17 protein-coding genes are annotated in these 15,623 nt (G+C 68.1%); 9 read left to right on the forward strand and 8 right to left on the reverse strand.

The annotated features are described in order from the left end of the window. Window positions 1–404: hypothetical protein (locus ACTOWL_RS19850; RefSeq protein ID WP_441323000.1), on the reverse strand; the 404-nt coding region annotated here is incomplete at its 3' end. A gap of 236 nt (window positions 405–640) precedes the next feature. On the opposite strand from ACTOWL_RS19850, the gene ACTOWL_RS19855 reads away from it, so the two are divergent. The 8 genes from ACTOWL_RS19855 (at window position 641) to ACTOWL_RS19890 (ending at window position 9,018) form a co-directional block, all read left to right on the forward strand. Beyond that, a complete protein-coding gene (locus ACTOWL_RS19855) occupies window positions 641–1,702 on the forward strand; it encodes a LacI family DNA-binding transcriptional regulator (protein ID WP_441323001.1) in 1,062 nt (353 codons plus the stop codon). Window positions 1,703–1,767: 65 nt separating this feature from the next. Further along, entirely contained in the window at window positions 1,768–3,042 is a 1,275-nt protein-coding gene (locus ACTOWL_RS19860) for an extracellular solute-binding protein (protein WP_441323002.1), read from the forward strand. A 277-nt stretch (window positions 3,043–3,319) separates the two neighbouring features. Further along, window positions 3,320–4,168 (forward strand): carbohydrate ABC transporter permease, encoded by an 849-nt coding sequence (locus ACTOWL_RS19865; RefSeq protein WP_441323003.1) that lies wholly within the window; start codon window positions 3,320–3,322, stop codon window positions 4,166–4,168. Beyond that, complete coding sequence (locus ACTOWL_RS19870; protein WP_441323004.1) at window positions 4,165–5,010, forward strand: carbohydrate ABC transporter permease; 846 nt, start codon at window positions 4,165–4,167, stop codon at window positions 5,008–5,010. Before ACTOWL_RS19865 ends, ACTOWL_RS19870 begins: the two co-directional genes overlap by 4 nt. Before the next feature lie 14 nt (window positions 5,011–5,024). Then, window positions 5,025–6,065, forward strand: coding sequence for an ABC transporter ATP-binding protein (locus ACTOWL_RS19875; protein ID WP_441323005.1), 1,041 nt, complete (start codon window positions 5,025–5,027; stop codon window positions 6,063–6,065). A gap of 37 nt (window positions 6,066–6,102) precedes the next feature. Then, the gene (locus ACTOWL_RS19880; RefSeq protein ID WP_441323006.1) at window positions 6,103–7,383 is read left to right on the forward strand and encodes an MGH1-like glycoside hydrolase domain-containing protein; all 1,281 of its coding nucleotides are present in this window, start codon (window positions 6,103–6,105) and stop codon (window positions 7,381–7,383) included. Between the two features lie 2 nt (window positions 7,384–7,385). Beyond that, window positions 7,386–8,426 (forward strand): zinc-binding dehydrogenase, encoded by a 1,041-nt coding sequence (locus ACTOWL_RS19885; protein ID WP_441323007.1) that lies wholly within the window; start codon window positions 7,386–7,388, stop codon window positions 8,424–8,426. A 157-nt stretch (window positions 8,427–8,583) separates the two neighbouring features. After that, window positions 8,584–9,018 (forward strand): response regulator, encoded by a 435-nt coding sequence (locus ACTOWL_RS19890; RefSeq protein WP_441323008.1) that lies wholly within the window; start codon window positions 8,584–8,586, stop codon window positions 9,016–9,018. A 130-nt stretch (window positions 9,019–9,148) separates the two neighbouring features. Here ACTOWL_RS19890 and ACTOWL_RS19895 read toward each other — a convergent pair whose 3' ends face one another. The 6 genes from ACTOWL_RS19895 to ACTOWL_RS19920 all read right to left on the reverse strand — a co-directional run bounded on the left by ACTOWL_RS19895 (window position 9,149) and on the right by ACTOWL_RS19920 (window position 13,467). After that, window positions 9,149–9,475, reverse strand: coding sequence for a hypothetical protein (locus ACTOWL_RS19895; protein ID WP_441323009.1), 327 nt, complete (start codon window positions 9,473–9,475; stop codon window positions 9,149–9,151). Window positions 9,476–9,722: 247 nt separating this feature from the next. Beyond that, the gene (locus ACTOWL_RS19900; protein WP_441323010.1) at window positions 9,723–11,132 is read right to left on the reverse strand and encodes an adenylate/guanylate cyclase domain-containing protein; all 1,410 of its coding nucleotides are present in this window, start codon (window positions 11,130–11,132) and stop codon (window positions 9,723–9,725) included. A 209-nt stretch (window positions 11,133–11,341) separates the two neighbouring features. Next, complete coding sequence (locus tag ACTOWL_RS19905) at window positions 11,342–11,821, reverse strand: hypothetical protein (RefSeq protein ID WP_441323011.1); 480 nt, start codon at window positions 11,819–11,821, stop codon at window positions 11,342–11,344. A gap of 160 nt (window positions 11,822–11,981) precedes the next feature. Then, window positions 11,982–12,281 carry a helix-turn-helix domain-containing protein gene (locus ACTOWL_RS19910; protein WP_441323012.1) on the reverse strand — a complete coding sequence of 100 codons (300 nt, stop codon included), beginning with the start codon at window positions 12,279–12,281 and terminating at the stop codon, window positions 11,982–11,984. Between the two features lie 90 nt (window positions 12,282–12,371). Beyond that, the gene (locus ACTOWL_RS19915) at window positions 12,372–12,701 is read right to left on the reverse strand and encodes a type II toxin-antitoxin system RelE/ParE family toxin (RefSeq protein ID WP_441323013.1); all 330 of its coding nucleotides are present in this window, start codon (window positions 12,699–12,701) and stop codon (window positions 12,372–12,374) included. Between the two features lie 55 nt (window positions 12,702–12,756). Continuing rightward, the gene (locus ACTOWL_RS19920) at window positions 12,757–13,467 is read right to left on the reverse strand and encodes a transcriptional regulator NanR (protein ID WP_441323014.1); all 711 of its coding nucleotides are present in this window, start codon (window positions 13,465–13,467) and stop codon (window positions 12,757–12,759) included. A 128-nt stretch (window positions 13,468–13,595) separates the two neighbouring features. Here ACTOWL_RS19920 and ACTOWL_RS19925 point away from each other — a divergent pair, with 128 nt between their 5' ends. After that, a complete protein-coding gene (locus ACTOWL_RS19925; protein WP_441323015.1) occupies window positions 13,596–14,669 on the forward strand; it encodes a tartrate dehydrogenase in 1,074 nt (357 codons plus the stop codon). Here ACTOWL_RS19925 and ACTOWL_RS19930 read toward each other — a convergent pair. Next, window positions 14,651–15,580: an AraC family transcriptional regulator gene (locus ACTOWL_RS19930; RefSeq protein WP_441323016.1), complete on the reverse strand. Its 930-nt coding sequence runs from the start codon at window positions 15,578–15,580 to the stop codon at window positions 14,651–14,653. The genes ACTOWL_RS19925 and ACTOWL_RS19930 overlap by 19 nt on opposite strands. Between the last annotated feature and the right edge of the window lie 43 nt (window positions 15,581–15,623).

A 15,623-nucleotide genomic window follows, 5' to 3' on the forward strand; every position in this document is an offset into this window, starting at 1 on the left:
CCGAAGCGCCGGCGAGCCTCTTCCTTCTCGTCCTCGGTCTCGGCGCCGTCATAGACCGCGGCGCCCATGGCCAGCATCACCCGCAGCTCGGGCGACGCCTCGTCGGTCGTCCCGGCCGGTCGGGCCGCGGCCTTCCTCGGCCGCGCCTCGGGCGGACGGGACATCTTGTCCTCCAGCAGCAGGGTCAGACGCACCGAGCGGGCGATGCCGGCGATCCGGGTGCAATAGTCGACGCCGGGCTGCGGCGCCTCGACCGCCTCGGTGCGGGCCGCCTCGGCGACCTCCATCTGGATCTCGGTCAGCCGGGCGAGCACGCGCAGACGCCGCGCCGCCCGCTCCTCCGCGGGAGCGGCCGGGGCCTCCGAAACCGAATCGGTCTGCGCCTTGTCCATAGAACGTAGCATGAACAAGATCGCAAATTAATGCAACCGAACAATGTGTTAACTAACTCCGCCCGATTCCCGGCTCGGGCGGCGGCAGGCTGGATCGCCACGCCCCTGCGGGGCTCGCGATGACGGTGGAGGGGTCCCGGCGCTTGACCCTGTTTTGAATCCACGACACACTTCCAAAACGTTTTGGGAAACGCCCCGGCGTCGTCCAAATCGTTTTGGAATCAAATGCGGAACAGGGAGGCCGGCGGGTGACGGCGCAGCGGCAGATCCGCTTGAAGGAGCTGGCGGCGAAGCTCGGCCTGTCGCCGACCACGGTGTCGCGCGCCCTGGCCGGCTATTCCGACGTCAGCGCCGAGACCCGCCGCCGGGTCGAAGAGGCCGCCCGCACCCATGGCTATGTCGCCAGCCGGATCGGCCGCATGCTGGTCTCGGGCCGCACCAACATCGTCGGCGTGCTGCTGCCGATCAGCGCCCACAACTTCATGGATGATTTCCTCGGCCAGTTCCTGTCCGGCGTCGCCGACGGGCTGGCCGGGCGCGGCCGCGACCTGTTCCTGGCCGCCGTGCCGCGCGGCCAGGACGACCTGACCGTGCTGAGGCACGTCGTCGATGGCGGCCATATCGACGCCGTGGTGATCAACCGCGTCACCCACGACGACCCGCGCGTGCGCTATCTGATCGAGCGCCGCTTCCCCTTCGTCGCCCATGGCCGGCTGCTGGACCCGCCGCCGGCCTATCCCTGGTTCGACACCGACGGCGAGGCCGCCTTCGCCGGGCTGGTCGACCGGCTGCACGCGCTGGGCCACCGCGAGTTCGCGCTGCTGGGGCCGAGCGAGCCCTACAGCTATGCCGAGTTCCGGCGCCGCGGCTTCGAGAGCGCCCTGGCCGGGCACGGCATCCGCCTGGCGCCGGAGCGGCTGCCGACGGTGCCGGTCGCCGACCGCGCCGCCGCCATCGCCGCGTCGCAGCGCCTGTTCGCCCTGCAGCCGCGCCCGACCGCGATCATCGGCATGACCGACCGGCTGGCGCTGGCGGTGATGGAGGCGGCGCAGGAGGCGGGCCTGCGCATCCCCGCCGACCTGTCGGTCGTGGGCTTCGACGACGTGCCGATCGCTGCCTATGCCCGGCCGCCGCTGTCGACCTTCGACCAGGACATCGAGCGCAGCGCCGCGGTCATCGCCGGCATGGTGGTGGACGTGATCGAGAGGGGGTTCGACGGCGTCCAGCCGCGCCTCGCCGAGGTGACCTTCGTCGACCGGGCCAGCCACGGCCCGGCCGCGAAGCCACGGAAACGCGCCCGCCCCGGGTGACCAGGGCCGGCGTGAATTGGACCGGCACCGTGGAGGCCGGCCGCAGACAAAGAGGGAGGACAGGAATGACCATCCGGACCACAGCCGCCGCTTTTGCCGCCGGCCTGATCGGCCTCGGCCTGGCCGGCGCCGCCGGCGCCCAGGAGATCCTCTTCTGGTCGACCCAGGCGACGCCGGTCGAGGAATCGCAGGCGATGCGCGAGAGCGTGCTGGCCGGCTTCGGCAAGCCGGTGACCTATTCGGCGCAGGAGCCGGGGCCGTTCATGACCCGCATCCAGGCCGAGCTGAAGGCCGGGTCCGGCGCCGTCACCGTCATCGGCGGGCTGCATGGCGAGTTCGCCAGCATCCCGGACGGGCTGGTCGACCTGTCCGGCATCGTGCCCGACGGCGCCATCGCCAAGCCCTATCTCGATCTCGGCAGGCTCGGCACGGCCGAGCAGAAATACCTGCCCTGGATGCAGGCGACCTATGTCATGGCCGCCAACAAGCAGGCGCTGCAATACCTGCCGCAGGGCGCCGACATCAACGCCCTGACCTATGACCAGCTGGCCGCCTGGGGCAAGGCGATGGCCGCGGCCGCCGGATCGCCCAAGATCGGCTTCCCGGCCGGGCCGAAGGGGCTGATGCACCGCTTCTTCCAGGGCTATCTGTACCCGTCCTACACCGGGTCGCCCGTGGTGAAGTTCAAATCGCCCGAGGCCGAGGCGATGTGGACTTCGTTCCGCGACTTCTGGGCCACCTCCGTCACCCCGGCCTCGACCGGCTACGCCTTCATGCAGGAGCCGCTGCTGACCGGCGATGTCTGGGTCGCCTGGGACCATGTCGCCCGGCTGAAGGACGCGCTGAACCAGAAGCCGGACGAGTTCGTGGTGTTCCCGGTGCCGGCCGGGCCGGCCGGGCGCGCCCATATGCCGGTGCTGACCGGCATCGGCATCCCGAAGACCAGCAATTCGCCGGAGGACGCCAGGGCGCTGGTGGCGCATATGGAGACGCCGGAGAACCAGATCGCGACGATGAAGGCGACCGGCTTCTTCCCGGTGGTCGAGGTCAAGCTGCCGGACGACGTGCCGACCAGCATCAGGATGCTGCAGCCGGTGGTGGCGGCGCAGAGCGCGGCCAAGGATTCCCTGCCGGTGCTGCTGCCGATGGGGCTGGGCGACGCCGGCGGGCGCTACAACAAGGTGTTCAGCGACACCTTCCAGCGCATCGTGCTGTCCGGCCAGGACGTGCGTGAGGTGCTGGACGAGCAGGCGCAGAGCCTGCAGGCCATCTTCGACGAGAAGGGCGCGCCGTGCTGGGCCCCGGATCCGGTCGGGACCGGGCCGTGCAAGGTTCAATGAGCGCCGAGGCCATGAATTTCACCCTCCCCCTCCCCTTGCGGGAGGGGGTTGGGGGGAGGGGTCTGGTGCCGTCGGCATCGACGCCGAACGGGTGTTGCGACCCGGTCGTCGCCCTGGACGATCAGGCATCGGCTCTCTTCGATCGACACCCCCTCCCCCTACCCCCTCCCGCGAGGGGAGGGGGAGAGTGGAAGGCTGGGGCCGCTCCGATCGATGGACTGACCGAAACGTCCGGCACCGCTTCCCACCCTGCCGCGCCTGACCGACGGAGCCCGCCATGAGCGACGCCCGCTTGCTGCCCTATATCCTGCTGGCCCCGGCCACCGTGTTCCTGCTCGGCTTCTTCCTGGTGCCGTTCGGGCAGGTGGCGGTCGAGGCCTTCACGCAGTACGGCCATTTGTCCTTCGGCAATTTCCAGTCGATCGCGCGCGACTGGAAGTTCTGGCCTTCCGTGCGCAACACCTTCGTGCTGACGCTGATCCTGGTGCCGCTGCAGATCGCCCTGGCGCTGGCCATGGCCAGCCTGGTGATGGCGCTGAAGCGCGGCCGCGACGTGGCGCTGTACATCTTCACCATCCCGCTCGGCATCTCCGACCTCGCGGCCGGGCTGATCTGGCTGGCCATCCTCGAGCAGAACGGCTTCCTCAACAGCGTGCTCTACTATGTCGGCCTGATCCCGGGCCCGAAGCTGCTGCTGAGCTACCAGAGCATCGTGGCGCTGTTCGCCGCCATCATCATCGCCGAGCTGTGGCGCGCCACCGCCATCGTGCTGGTGATCCTGGTCGCCGGCATGTCGCTGATCCCGAAGGAATACTACGAGGCGGCGGAGGTGTTCGGCGCCAGCCCGTGGAAGCGCTTCGTCCGGATCACCCTGCCGCTGCTGCGGCCCAGCCTGCAGACCGCGCTGATCCTGCGCACCATCCTGGCCTTCGAGGTGTTCGCCATCGTCCTGGTGCTGGCCGGCAACAACCTGCCGATCCTGATGGGCGAGACCTTCAGCTGGCAGTTCGCGCTGCAGGACCGCGCCGGGGCCTCGGCCTACGCCATGGTCATCCTCGGCATCTCGATCGGCTTCACCCTGGTCTTCCTGTGGGCGCTGGGCGAGCGGAAGGAAACCGCGCGATGACTGCCATCACGCCCGACATCGTCGCCGTCCCGGCCGCAGAGGCCGCGCCAAGCCGCTGGGGGATCCGGATCTCGACCCTCCTGCTGTGCCTGTGGGTGCTGGTGCCGCTGTACCTGCTGGCGGTCAACGCCTTCAATTCCCGCGAGGCGGTGACCGGCTGGCCGAAAGCCTTCGTCCCGACCTTCGATATCGGCAGCCTGTCCTTCTTCTGGAACTACGCCGGCGTCGCCCGGGCGCTGCTGAACTCGATACTGGTCGCCGGGCTGACCATGATCCTGTCGATCGGCATCGGCGCCCCGGCCGGCTATGCCCTGGCGCGGTTCCGCTTCCGCGGCAAGGGCAGCTTCCGCCTGCTGGTGCTGATGACCCGGGCGTTTCCGCTGCCGCTGCTGGCCCTGCCGCTGGCGATCTTCTACATCCGCACCGGGCTGGACGACACCATCTGGGGCCTGGCCCTGGTGCACACCGTGCTGGCCCTGCCCTTCGCCATCCTGATCACCTTCTCGCTGTTCACCAGCATCCCGGTGGAGCTGGAGGAGGCGGCCTGGACGCTGGGCTGCACCAGGGTCCAGGCCTTCCTGAAGATCGTCGTGCCGCTGGCCCTGCCGGGCATCGCGGCCTCCGGCGTCTTCGCCTTCGTCACCTCCTGGAACGAGGTGTTCGCGGCCTCGGTGCTGACCGTGCAGAACCAGACCCTGACCGCCTTCCTGCTGACCAGCCTGGACGTCTCGCCGCTGCCGCTGAAATTCGCCGGGGCGCTGGTGCTGGTGGTGCCGGCGCTGATCTTCCTGTTCCTGATCAGAAAATATCTCTTCTCCCTCTGGGGCATCGCCAACCGCTGATCGGAGTTCCGACTATGGCAGACATCGAGATCAAGGGCGTCGAGAAGCGGTTCGGCAGCTACGTCGCGCTGCACGCCATCGACCTCACCATCCGCGACCAGGAGTTCCTGGTGCTGCTCGGCGCCTCGGGCTGCGGCAAGACCACGCTGCTGCGCATCGTCGCCGGGCTGGAGACCGCGACCAGCGGCGAGGTGCGGATCGGCGGCCGGCGGGTCGATGGCCTCGCGCCGCGCGACCGCGGCATCGCCATGGTGTTCCAGAACTACGCCGTGTTCCCGCACATGACGGTGTTCGAGAACATCGCCTTCGGCCTGCGCATGAAGAAGATGCCGGAGGCCGATGTCGACCGGAAGGTCAAGCGGGCCGCCGGCATGATGCATATCGACCAGCTGCTGCAGCGCTATTCCGGCCAGCTGTCGGGCGGGCAGCGGCAGCGCGTCGCCGTCGCCCGGGCGCTGGCGGTCGAGCCCGCCGTGCTGCTGATGGACGAGCCGCTGTCCAACCTGGACGCCCTGCTGCGGCTGGAGATGCGGGCCGAGCTGAAGGGCGTGCTGCAGGAGAGCAAGACGACGACCATCTACGTCACCCACGACCAGGTCGAGGCGATGAGCCTGGCCGACCGGATCGCGGTGATGAACCAGGGCCGCATCGTCCAGGCGGCACGGGCGACCGAGGTCTATGCCGACCCGGCGACCCGCTTCGTCGGCAGCTTCATCGGCAACCCGCCGATGAACTTCCTGCCGGCCGAGCCGAATGGCCTGGGCCTCAAGGTCGCCGGGCTGACGCTGGAGCCGCCGAAGGCCTCGGCTGGCCGGATCGAATTCGGCATCCGCCCGGAGGATGTCGAGATCCGCGGCGACGGCCTGCCCGGCGCGATCCGGGTGGTCGAGCCGCTGGGCCCGCACAAGCTGCTGACCGTCGATGTCGCCGGCCATTTGTTCCGCGCCGTGGTCGACAACGAGCATGCGGTCGAGCCCGGCCAGGCGATCAGCCTGCGGCCGAAGCCCGGCCGCGGCCGCTGGTTCGATGCCGAGACCGGCCTCGCCTTGCAATGACCCCCCTCCCCTCACCGAGCCTCACCGGAGCCCTGCCGTGACCTTCGACGACAGCACCGCATTCGAACGGGCGGCGACCGTTCTGTCCGAGAACGACCGCGGCACCTACACCGTCCCGACCAAGGGGCTGTACCCGTTCCAGTGGAACTGGGATTCCTGCCTGACCGCGCTGGGCCAGCGCCATATCGACGAGGCCCGGGCCTGGACCGAGATCGAGACGCTGGCGGCCCATCAATGGCCGGACGGGATGATCCCGCACATCATCTTCCACGTGCCTGACGACGGCTATTTCCCCGGCCCCGATGTGTGGCGGACCGGCCGGCCGGTTCCGACCTCCGGCATCACCCAGCCGCCGGTGCTGGGCTTCGTGCTGCGGCGCCTGTACGAGGAGGCCAAGGACACCGTGCTGGCCGAGGCCAAGGCGCGGGCGCTGATCGGGGCCGCGGATGCCTGGCACCGCTGGTTCTACGCCGCCCGCGACCCGGAGGGCACCGGCCTGGTCGCCCTGCTGCACCCCTGGGAATCCGGCCGCGACAATTCCTGCGACTGGGACGCCGCCCTGGCGCGGGTGCCGACCGACGGGATCGAGCCCTATCAGCGCCGCGACACCAGCCATGTCGACGCCGGCCAGCGCCCGCACAAGGCGGAGTACGACCGCTATCTCTGGCTGGTGCAGCGCTTCCGCGGGCTCGGCTGGGACAATGCGAAGCTGCACGACGCCTCGCCCTTCCGGGTCGTCGACCCCGGCTTCAACGCCATCCTGATCCGCTCCGACGAGGATATTGCCGCACTCGGCGAGGCGCTGGGCATGGCCGGCCTCGCCGCTGCCGCGCGGGCCCGGGTGGCGAAGGCCCGCTCCGCCTTCGAGCGGCTGTGGAGCGAGGCGCACGGCCAGTATCTGTGCCTCGACCGCGTGACCGGCGCGCTGGTCGAGAGCCGCAGCATCGGCGGGCTGCTGCCGCTGTTCGCCGGGCTCGGCACGCCGGAGCGGCAGCGGGCGCTGGCGGCCCGCATCGCCGAATGGCGCGACGCGACCCGCTTCGGCATCGCCAGCCACGACCCCGCCGATCCGCGCTTCGAGCCCAAGCGCTACTGGCGCGGGCCGGTGTGGCTGATCGTCAACACTCTGGTCGCCGACGGCTTGATCCGCTGCGGCCTGACCGAGGCCGCCGACGCCGTGCACCAGGACAGCCTGAAGCTGATCGAGGGCGGCTTCGCCGAATACTACGACCCGGTCACCGGCGAGGGGCTGGGCGGCGGCAACTTCACCTGGACCGCGGCCATGGTCGCCGAACTGGTGCGGCAGCGGGCCGCCTGACCATGCCGACCGCCCTGCTGCTGCGCGGCCCGCGCGCGCTGGATTTCGAGAGCTTCGAGCACCCGCCGCTCGGACCGGAGGAGGTGCGGATCCGGACGCTGTATTCCGGCGTCAGCGCCGGCACCGAGCTGTCGCAGTATCGCGGCACGAGCCCGTTCATGGCCAAACGCTGGGACGAGGCCAGCCGCCTGTTCCGCGCCGCCGACGCGCCGAGCTGGGACACTCCGGTCCGCACCCTCGGCTATGAGGAGGCGGGCGAGATCGTGGAGGTCGGAAGCGAGGTCGCCGACCTGCGGCCCGGCCGGCGGGTCTACGGCACCTGGGGCCACCGCACCCACCATGTCGCGGTACGGGAGGCGGTGCGGCTGCTGCCGGAGGGCGCCGACCCGCGGATCGGCATCTTCTCGCATATCGGCGCGGTGGCGCTGAACGGGGTGCACGATGCCGAGATCCGGATCGGCGATGTCGTGGTCGTCTTCGGCCTCGGCGTGCCCGGCCAGATCGTGGCGCAGGCGGCGCGGGCCTCCGGCGCGCAGGTGATCGCGGTCGACCCGGTGGCGTCGCGGCGCGAGATCGCGCTGCGGCTGGGTGCTGCGGAGGCGCTGGACCCCGCCGCCGGGTCGGTGGCCGAGATCGTCAAGGAGAAGACCGGCGGGCGCGGCGCCGATGTGGCGATCGAGGTCTCCGGCGTCCCGGCTGCGCTGGCCGAGGCGATCCGGGCGGTGGCCTATTCGGCCCGGGTCGTGGCCCTCGGCTTCTTCCAGGGCGAGGCGCGCGGCCTGCATCTCGGCGAGGAGTTCCACCACAACCGGGTGCAACTGGTCTGCTCGCAGATCTCCGGCGTCGCCCCCGGGGCGAGCTATCGCTGGTCGAAGCCGCGGCTGTGGCAAACCGCGGTCAGGCTGCAGCATGAGGGGGTGCTGGACCTGTTGCCCCTGGTTACGGAAGAGGTGCCGTTCCGGCAGGCGCGGGCGCTGTTCGAGCGGCTCGACCGTGGCGATCCCGATACGCTGCAGACCGTGCTGACCTTTGGAGAGGAGTGAGGCCAGTGATCAGGAGACCGACGCAGCGGCAGGTCGCCATCGTATTCATATCCGGTTATTGACCACAGCGACGTCTTTCAAATCGATCACTTCCGATCTATAATAGAGACAGGATTTTCATCTTAACAAACGTCAACTTCAGGGCGGAGAACCAGAGATGCAGACCGGGACGTCCTTCATGGAGCCCGGAGCGGATGTCGCCTCCGTGCTCGGCCGGCCCCACCCGATCCGCCGCGACGGCGCGGCGAAGCGGATCCTGATCGTCGAGGACGAGTTGCTGCTGGCCGAGGATGTGGCGCAATTGATCCACGCCATGGGGCTGGACCCGGTCGGCCCGGTGGGGACGCTCGAGGCGGCGATCGCGCTGGCCGAGACGCAGCAGCTCGACGGCGCGCTGCTGGACGTGCGGCTGCGGCGCGGGATGCGGGTCTATCCGGTGGTCGAGATCCTGTGGCGGCGGCGGATCCCGTTCTGCTTCATGACCGCCTGCACCGACCTGCAGATCGAGCACATGCCGGCCGAGGCCGTGCTGCGCAAGCCGGTGTCCCGGCCCGCCCTGCTGGAGGCGGTGCAGGCGCTGCTCGACGGGTGAAGCGCGGCCGGCACGGCTGGCGCCCGGCGCCTCCGGGCACATAGGCGCGACGTCCGCACCGTCAGCTCTCGACCCTTTGCGGTCACTGGAATGATGACGGGCAGACTGCCGTGGACCGCTGAGTGTCAGGTCACGTTTGGGGTAATTCGCGTCGCTTGAGTGCTATCTCGCGAAGAGTCGCACCGATGACCCGCTTGCTCGGCTTTTCAACCATGACAACGACATTGGCTCCGGAACAAGAATCGACACTCTGCTCCGAATTCGGCCTGCCAGTTAGGTCAGTTTTCTCCCTCAGACAAAAAACAACATAGTAATATGTTTGATCTTGTTCGGTGGTAATTGTAAAATTCTTTACATCAAAGATATAGTTTTTTTCTAGATATTCAGTCGCGGATTGCTCCGGTTCAGATTTGACGTGGCTGCTGCATGCTAAAGTGAACAACGTCACGGCGGTCAACGCAATGATATCCCTCGCGAATTTCATTGATCCACTCCCAATGCCGTACAAATTTCGAAAGATTTATGATTTCGTTTCAGGCGCATCGCGCTGCCGCTTGGCTTGGCCGGAGCAATATCCGCCTGTCACGGTGATCCATCATGGAGGGATTATCAACCGTAGCGGACCTTGTCCACCATTTCGGAATTGGATTGGCCGAACCAGCCGCCAGTCGAGATCGCGCCGGACTGGCTGGAATAGCCGTGCGTCAGGGGATCTCGTACAGCGTCACCTCGGCCTCGATGCCGCGCAGCGTGTGGCGCTGGGCGACCGGCTCGATGCCGCTGGCCTGCAGCAGCCGGGCGGTGCCGGAATCCGTCACCACCGATTCCGTGGCGAAGATGGCGCGCGAATTCACCAGCGCCTGGACCCGGGCGGCGATGTTGACGGTCTGGCCGAAATAGTCCTGCCGCTCGTTCAGCGCGACCGCGAGGCACGGGCCTTCATGGATGCCGATCTTGAGCACTAGGTCCTCGCTGCTCGCATGCGCATCGTTGAGGCGGCCCATGGCGTCGCGCATGCGCAGCGCGGCGGCCACGGCGCGGTCGGGGGTCGGGAAGGTGGCCATCACGGCGTCGCCGATGGTCTTGACCACGGCCCCGGCCTCGGCCGCGACGATCTCGTGCAGCACGCGGAAATGGGCGCGCACCAGGTCGAACGCGGCCAAGTCGCCGACCCGCTCATACAGCGCCGTCGACCCTTTGAGATCGGTGAACAGGAACGTCATGCTGGTGATCTTGAGCCGCTGGTCGACGTCGAGCGTGTCGGTCCGGTAGATGTCGCGGAAGGTCTGGTTGGTGAGCAGGCGCTTGGCGGTCAGGAACGGCTTGCGCCGGCCGAGCAACTCGTGCAGCGCGTGCCCGGCGATCCAGATCCCGGCCAGCACCCGGCGATTGGTGCGGTTCTCGACCGACAGGCGCAGCGGGCCGGGCCGCAGCACGACGGTCTCGTTCAGCCGATGCACCGGATCGATGATGAAGGTGAGCGACTGGCGGTCGCGCGTCGGCTCGCCCTTGACGTCGAGGAACTGGGTCGCATGGCTGACGGGGTCGAAGGCGATCAGGAACTCCGCCGGCAGCTGCAGCGACAGCAGCGCCTTCTCGCCGGCCGGCAGCTCGACGAAGTCGAGGGTGATGTCCTCGATCAGCTGCTCGAAATTCGCCGGCAGATCGATGCCGGAGCCCCAGAACATCTGGCGGCAATACTCCACCGGCGGCAGCGTGTCCGGATCGTGGGCGCCGATCCGGCGCACCCGCGGGCTGACGGTGAAGGCCACCTCCACCATCTCGTCGAGCGTGGCCTCGTAGCCGGCGGCGCAGAGGCCGCAATGGTACTCGTCGCGGTTCAGGGACTTCAGCGTGGCGCCGGCGTCGAGGACGCCGCCGCAGCCGGGGCACAGCACGTTCCAGGACAGCTCGAACAGCCCGAGGCGCGAGGCATGCAGGAACACGGCGATGACACGTTCGACGTCGACCCCGGTCGCGGCCGCGAAGTCGAAGACGTTGATGCGGCAGAGCGCCCGGTCCGGCCCGTCCTGCACCAGCCGCTCCACCGCCGCCACGGCCTCGCCGTCGGCCAGCTGCCGCAGGGCCGCGAACAGGGCCTGGTTTTCGCTCATAGCTCGATTTTACGCCGAATTCGAAGAAAATGCTAAGGCGTTGGCGGGGCGCTGGATTGCCATCTCAGAATCGTTCCGATCCGCCGATCGACCGGATTCGATCCTAAGACAACAAGGGCGCGCCATCTTCGCTGCGCCCCTTCTCCGGTCCATTTTTCGATTTTTTGGAGGCGGCCCTACGAGCAAATACCGCATCGGAACGCCTACCCTCAAGGAGAAGGCGCCGAACTGAAGCAGGCTCTTTCGTCCGCAGCGGTAAGGTTTAGTTTCGGAAAGCATCTATGATAGTTGACGACACCTCTTTCGACCAACATACCTTCGGTAGCGATCCTTGTATTAATGTCGATTCGCCATTGCACTCCTTTGTAGTTGCGGAACGGCTTGGTGGTTATGGAAGCGGTATTTGTCTCGGGATTATATATGAGTGCATCTATGTCTTCCATCACTATCAGGGAATCTATCCCACCAGTTTGATTGCAAATTTTCTTATCTTTAAAGTCGATTAGTGCCTGACCGGAGAAGTCCAGCTTCGAAGCGGCAGGATTCTCGCTATTGTACTCGATGGAATCGCACTGCCACACTGCCGCCGATTTCCACTCAGACGGCAAGCTGTCCCAATTGCTGGACGCCGGAACACAGGAGGCGACCCCTAAGCACACCAAAAGCAGCCAATATGCTATGCGGATCATGCCTATTCCTTTCATAAATTTTTGAGAGATCAATACTGTAATGCGACGAATACATCACCTCAGTGCGTAGGTTAGATTCGCAGCAGCGAACCCAACATTTCCCATCCGGCGCCCAATATTGTTGGGTTCGCTTACCGCGAACCCAACCTACGAACTGGACTCAGGCCGCCGACAGGGCACGGTCGACCGCCTCGGGCTCGCGGTCGATCACCGTCAGAAACGACCGGGCCGGGGCTTCCGGCACGCGGCGGCCCTGTTCCCAATCGCGGACGGCGGCGACGCTGAAGCCGTACCGGTCGGCGAACGCCTGCTGCGACAGGCCGCGCCGGCTGCGGATGGCCTTCACGTCGATGTCGGCAGGGATGTGGACACGATAGGCCGCGGCGTCAGCGGTGCCCGCGGCGTGGGCCTGGGCGTCCTTCAACCCGGCCATGATCTTGTCGAAGGCAGTCTTGGTCATAATAGAATCCAATCGTAGCGGAATGATCAGGTAGCGGCTTGGCAGTCAACTGAGCGAGAGGTCACCAGAGTCAGGTTACGGGGTAGGAGTTCATCGGACGATCGCCTTCGCCACGCCGGCGAGGGCGGCTTTCTCCTTGTTCGACAGGTTGGCCCGCTCGCCCTTGGAGAACACCGTCAGCAGGTAGACGGGGCGATCCGGCCCGGCGAACAAGGTGATCACCCAGTAGCCGCCACTCTTCCCCTTGCCGCGGCCCGCGACGCGGACCTTGCGGCAGCCGCCTGCGCCCTGGATCAGGTCGCCGCCGACTGGGTCAGCGGCGATCGCCAGCAGAGCTGCCAGACGCTCGCCATCCGTCATGCCGGCATCCTTGGCGGCAGCGAGGTAGGCCGGGGTTTGAACAACGGTGTGCACGAGCATCTAATATACGGCAATGCCGCATCATGCACAATCGATCTATACGGCATTGCCGCAGTCACCCGTGATGCGCGTACAGCACCGCCGACCGGTCGAGGTGACGGATCATCGCGGCCTCGGCCGCGTCCGGGTCGTGGCGGCGGATGTGGTCGAGGATCTCGCGGTGCTCGGCCAAAGTGACGTTCTGCTTGCCGGTCCAGATCAGCATCTCGGTGTGGTATTCGCGCAGCCAGCCCAGCATCGCCTCGCTGACCGCCTCGAAGATCGGGTTGCCGGAGATCGCCGCGATCCGGCTGTGGAAGCGCATGTCGGCGGCGATGAAGGCGGCCGGGTCGTCGAGCTTGCCGCTCTGGTCCCGCAGCGTCTCCTCCAGCCGCGCGGCGTCCTCCGCCGTCGCCTTCTCCGCCGCCTCGCGCACCATGCCGCGCTCGAAGAAGCGGCGCGCCTGCTTCAGATGATCGAGGCTGTCGGGCGAGGCGGAGAGCAGGAATTGGGCGGACAGGTCGACCTGCTGGAACAGCGATTTCGCCGTCAGCAGCCGCACCCGGGCGCGCTCGCCATGGCTGATGGTGATCAGGCCCATATTGGCCAGGGCCTGCATCGCCTCGCGGATCGCCGGGCGGCCGACGCCGAAGCGGTCCATCAGGTCGCGCTCCGACGGCATGGCGTCGCCCGGCGCCAGCTCGCCGCGGGTGATCATGGTCCTGAGGCGATCGAAGACCTCGTGCCACAGCTTCCGGCGGATGATGGGTTCGGCCGAATCCCGCACCAGATGAGCTCCTGCCTTGACGCCGCCTGCCATCACTGTCGGCCGCGTCGCCCTGTCGCCCCCGTTACACTGGCCGTGGAGCGCCCGCCGAGGCAAGGATGGTGTTCCTGGAGCCCGGAGAGTCGCCCATGCGCACCCATGCAATCGCAGCCATCCCCGCCGACGGCATCGGCCCCGAGGTGATCGGCGCCGGCCTCCAGATGCTGGAGGCGCTGCAGCAGCGGCTCGGCGACGTCCGGTTCAACGTCACCAGCTTCGACTGGGGCTCGGATTACTACAAAAAACACGGTGCCATGATGCCGGCGGACGGGCTGGCGATCCTGAAGCCGTTCGATGCGATCTATTTCGGCGCGGTCGGCGCGCCCGACGTGCCGGACCACATCACGCTGTGGGGTCTGCGGCTGCCGATCTGCCAGGGCTTCGACCAGTACGCCAATGTCCGGCCGACCCGGATCCTGCCGGGGATCACCTCGCCGCTGCGGAACGCCGGGCCCGGCGACCTGGACTGGGTGATCGTGCGCGAGAACTCCGAGGGCGAGTATTCCGGCCATGGCGGGCGCGCCCATCGCGGCCTGCCGGAGGAGGTCGGCACCGAGGTGGCGATCTTCACCCGGGTCGGCGTGACCCGGATCATGCGCTACGCCTTCCGGCTGGCCCAGGCGCGGCCACGCAAGCTGCTGACCGTCGTCACCAAGTCGAACGCCCAGCGCCACGGCATGGTGATGTGGGACGAGATCGCGGCCGAGGTCGCGCGGGAGTTCCCCGATGTCACTTGGGACAAGATGCTGGTCGACGCCATGACGGTGCGGATGACGCTGAAGCCGCAGAGCATCGACACCGTCGTCGCCACCAACCTGCATGCCGACATCCTGTCCGACCTGGCCGGGGCGCTGGCCGGCAGCCTGGGCGTGGCACCGACCGCCAACATCGATCCGGAGCGGCGCTTCCCGTCGATGTTCGAGCCGATCCACGGCTCGGCCTTCGACATCACCGGCAAGGGCATCGCCAACCCGGTGGCCAGCTTCTGGACCGCGGCGCAGATGCTGGAGCATCTCGGCGAGGCCGAGGCCGCCGGGCGGCTGATGCGCGCGGTCGAGCAGGTGACAGCGGCGGGGATCCTGACCCCGGATGTCGGCGGCACTGCCACGACCAGGGAGGTCACCGACGCGGTGGTCGACGCGATCTACAGCTCGAATACCTGACCGTTGGAGCCAGCCGGGGCGGCACGGACCGCCCCGGGCGACCGGCCGACCACGCGCTTGAAGGCGCGGCTGAAGGCAGCCTGCGAGCCGTAGCCGAGGCGGTGGGCCGCGGCCTCGATCGGCATCCGGTCGCGGCCGATCCACTGCGCCGCCAGGCGCATCCGCAGATCGGCCACGTAGCGCAGCGGGGTCAGGCCGGTGACCGCCAGGAAGCGCTCGGCGAAGACCGAGCGCGAGGCGCCCATCTCCGCCGCCAGCTCGGCCACCGTCCAGTCGCGGCCGGGGTCGCGGTGCATGGCGGCGATGACCCGGCCCAGGCGGGGGTCGCGCAGCGCCTCGATCCAGCCCTTGGCGTCGCCGCAGCCGCATTCGACCCAGCCGCGGACGATCGAGGCGGAGACGACATCGGCCAGCCGGGCCAGGATCGCGGCGAAGCCGGCGCGCTCGTCGCAGGCCTCGCGCGCCATCGCCTCCAGCATCGGCAGGATCTCCGGGTGGCGGTCGAGCAGCGTGCCGACCAGCATCACCTCCGGCATCAGCGCCACCAGCGGATGCATGCCGCCGAGGTCGAACTCCATGCAGCCGCTGAAGATCAGCATGCCCGAGCCCGGCTCGCAGCCCTCCGGGCAGGCCCGGATGACGCCGACGCTCTTGCACAGAGTCTCGGTCTCGAAGGTGGAGATGTCGCGGCTGGGCAGGTCGGGTGCCGAGAGCAGCTCGTGCGGGCCGCCGCGCGGCAGCAGCACGGCGTCGCCGCTGTTGAGCGTGTGCAACGCCCCGGCCGCCGTGCGCAGGACCACCGGGCCGCGGACGACGTAATGGAACTGGGCCCGGTTCTCGACCGTGCCGAAGCCGAGGCCGAAGGGCGGCGCGATCGCGATCCGGCGGTAGTTCACGCCGAACAGGCGCATCCCGAGCAGCAACTCGCTGACGACGTCGCCCGACGGTCGGGGG

The sequence above is a fragment of the Inquilinus sp. CA228 genome, assembly GCF_052078665.1.
Classification (GTDB): domain Bacteria; phylum Pseudomonadota; class Alphaproteobacteria; order DSM-16000; family Inquilinaceae; genus Inquilinus.

Excerpts from the sequence above, each read along its gene's own strand:
- ACTOWL_RS19915 (WP_441323013.1), bottom strand. The coding sequence starts at position 12,701 with ATGCTCGTGCACACCGTTGTTCAAACCCCGGCCTACCTCGCTGCCGCC.
- ACTOWL_RS19905 (WP_441323011.1), bottom strand. The coding sequence starts at position 11,821 with ATGATCCGCATAGCATATTGGCTGCTTTTGGTGTGCTTAGGGGTCGCC.
- ACTOWL_RS19870 (WP_441323004.1), top strand. The coding sequence starts at position 4,165 with ATGACTGCCATCACGCCCGACATCGTCGCCGTCCCGGCCGCAGAGGCC.
- ACTOWL_RS19875 (WP_441323005.1), top strand. The coding sequence starts at position 5,025 with ATGGCAGACATCGAGATCAAGGGCGTCGAGAAGCGGTTCGGCAGCTAC.
- ACTOWL_RS19860 (WP_441323002.1), top strand. The coding sequence starts at position 1,768 with ATGACCATCCGGACCACAGCCGCCGCTTTTGCCGCCGGCCTGATCGGC.
- ACTOWL_RS19885 (WP_441323007.1), top strand. The coding sequence starts at position 7,386 with ATGCCGACCGCCCTGCTGCTGCGCGGCCCGCGCGCGCTGGATTTCGAG.
- ACTOWL_RS19930 (WP_441323016.1), bottom strand. The coding sequence starts at position 15,580 with ATGCGCCTGTTCGGCGTGAACTACCGCCGGATCGCGATCGCGCCGCCC.
- ACTOWL_RS19925 (WP_441323015.1), top strand. The coding sequence starts at position 13,596 with ATGCGCACCCATGCAATCGCAGCCATCCCCGCCGACGGCATCGGCCCC.
- ACTOWL_RS19890 (WP_441323008.1), top strand. The coding sequence starts at position 8,584 with ATGCAGACCGGGACGTCCTTCATGGAGCCCGGAGCGGATGTCGCCTCC.
- ACTOWL_RS19910 (WP_441323012.1), bottom strand. The coding sequence starts at position 12,281 with ATGACCAAGACTGCCTTCGACAAGATCATGGCCGGGTTGAAGGACGCC.
- ACTOWL_RS19900 (WP_441323010.1), bottom strand. The coding sequence starts at position 11,132 with ATGAGCGAAAACCAGGCCCTGTTCGCGGCCCTGCGGCAGCTGGCCGAC.
- ACTOWL_RS19865 (WP_441323003.1), top strand. The coding sequence starts at position 3,320 with ATGAGCGACGCCCGCTTGCTGCCCTATATCCTGCTGGCCCCGGCCACC.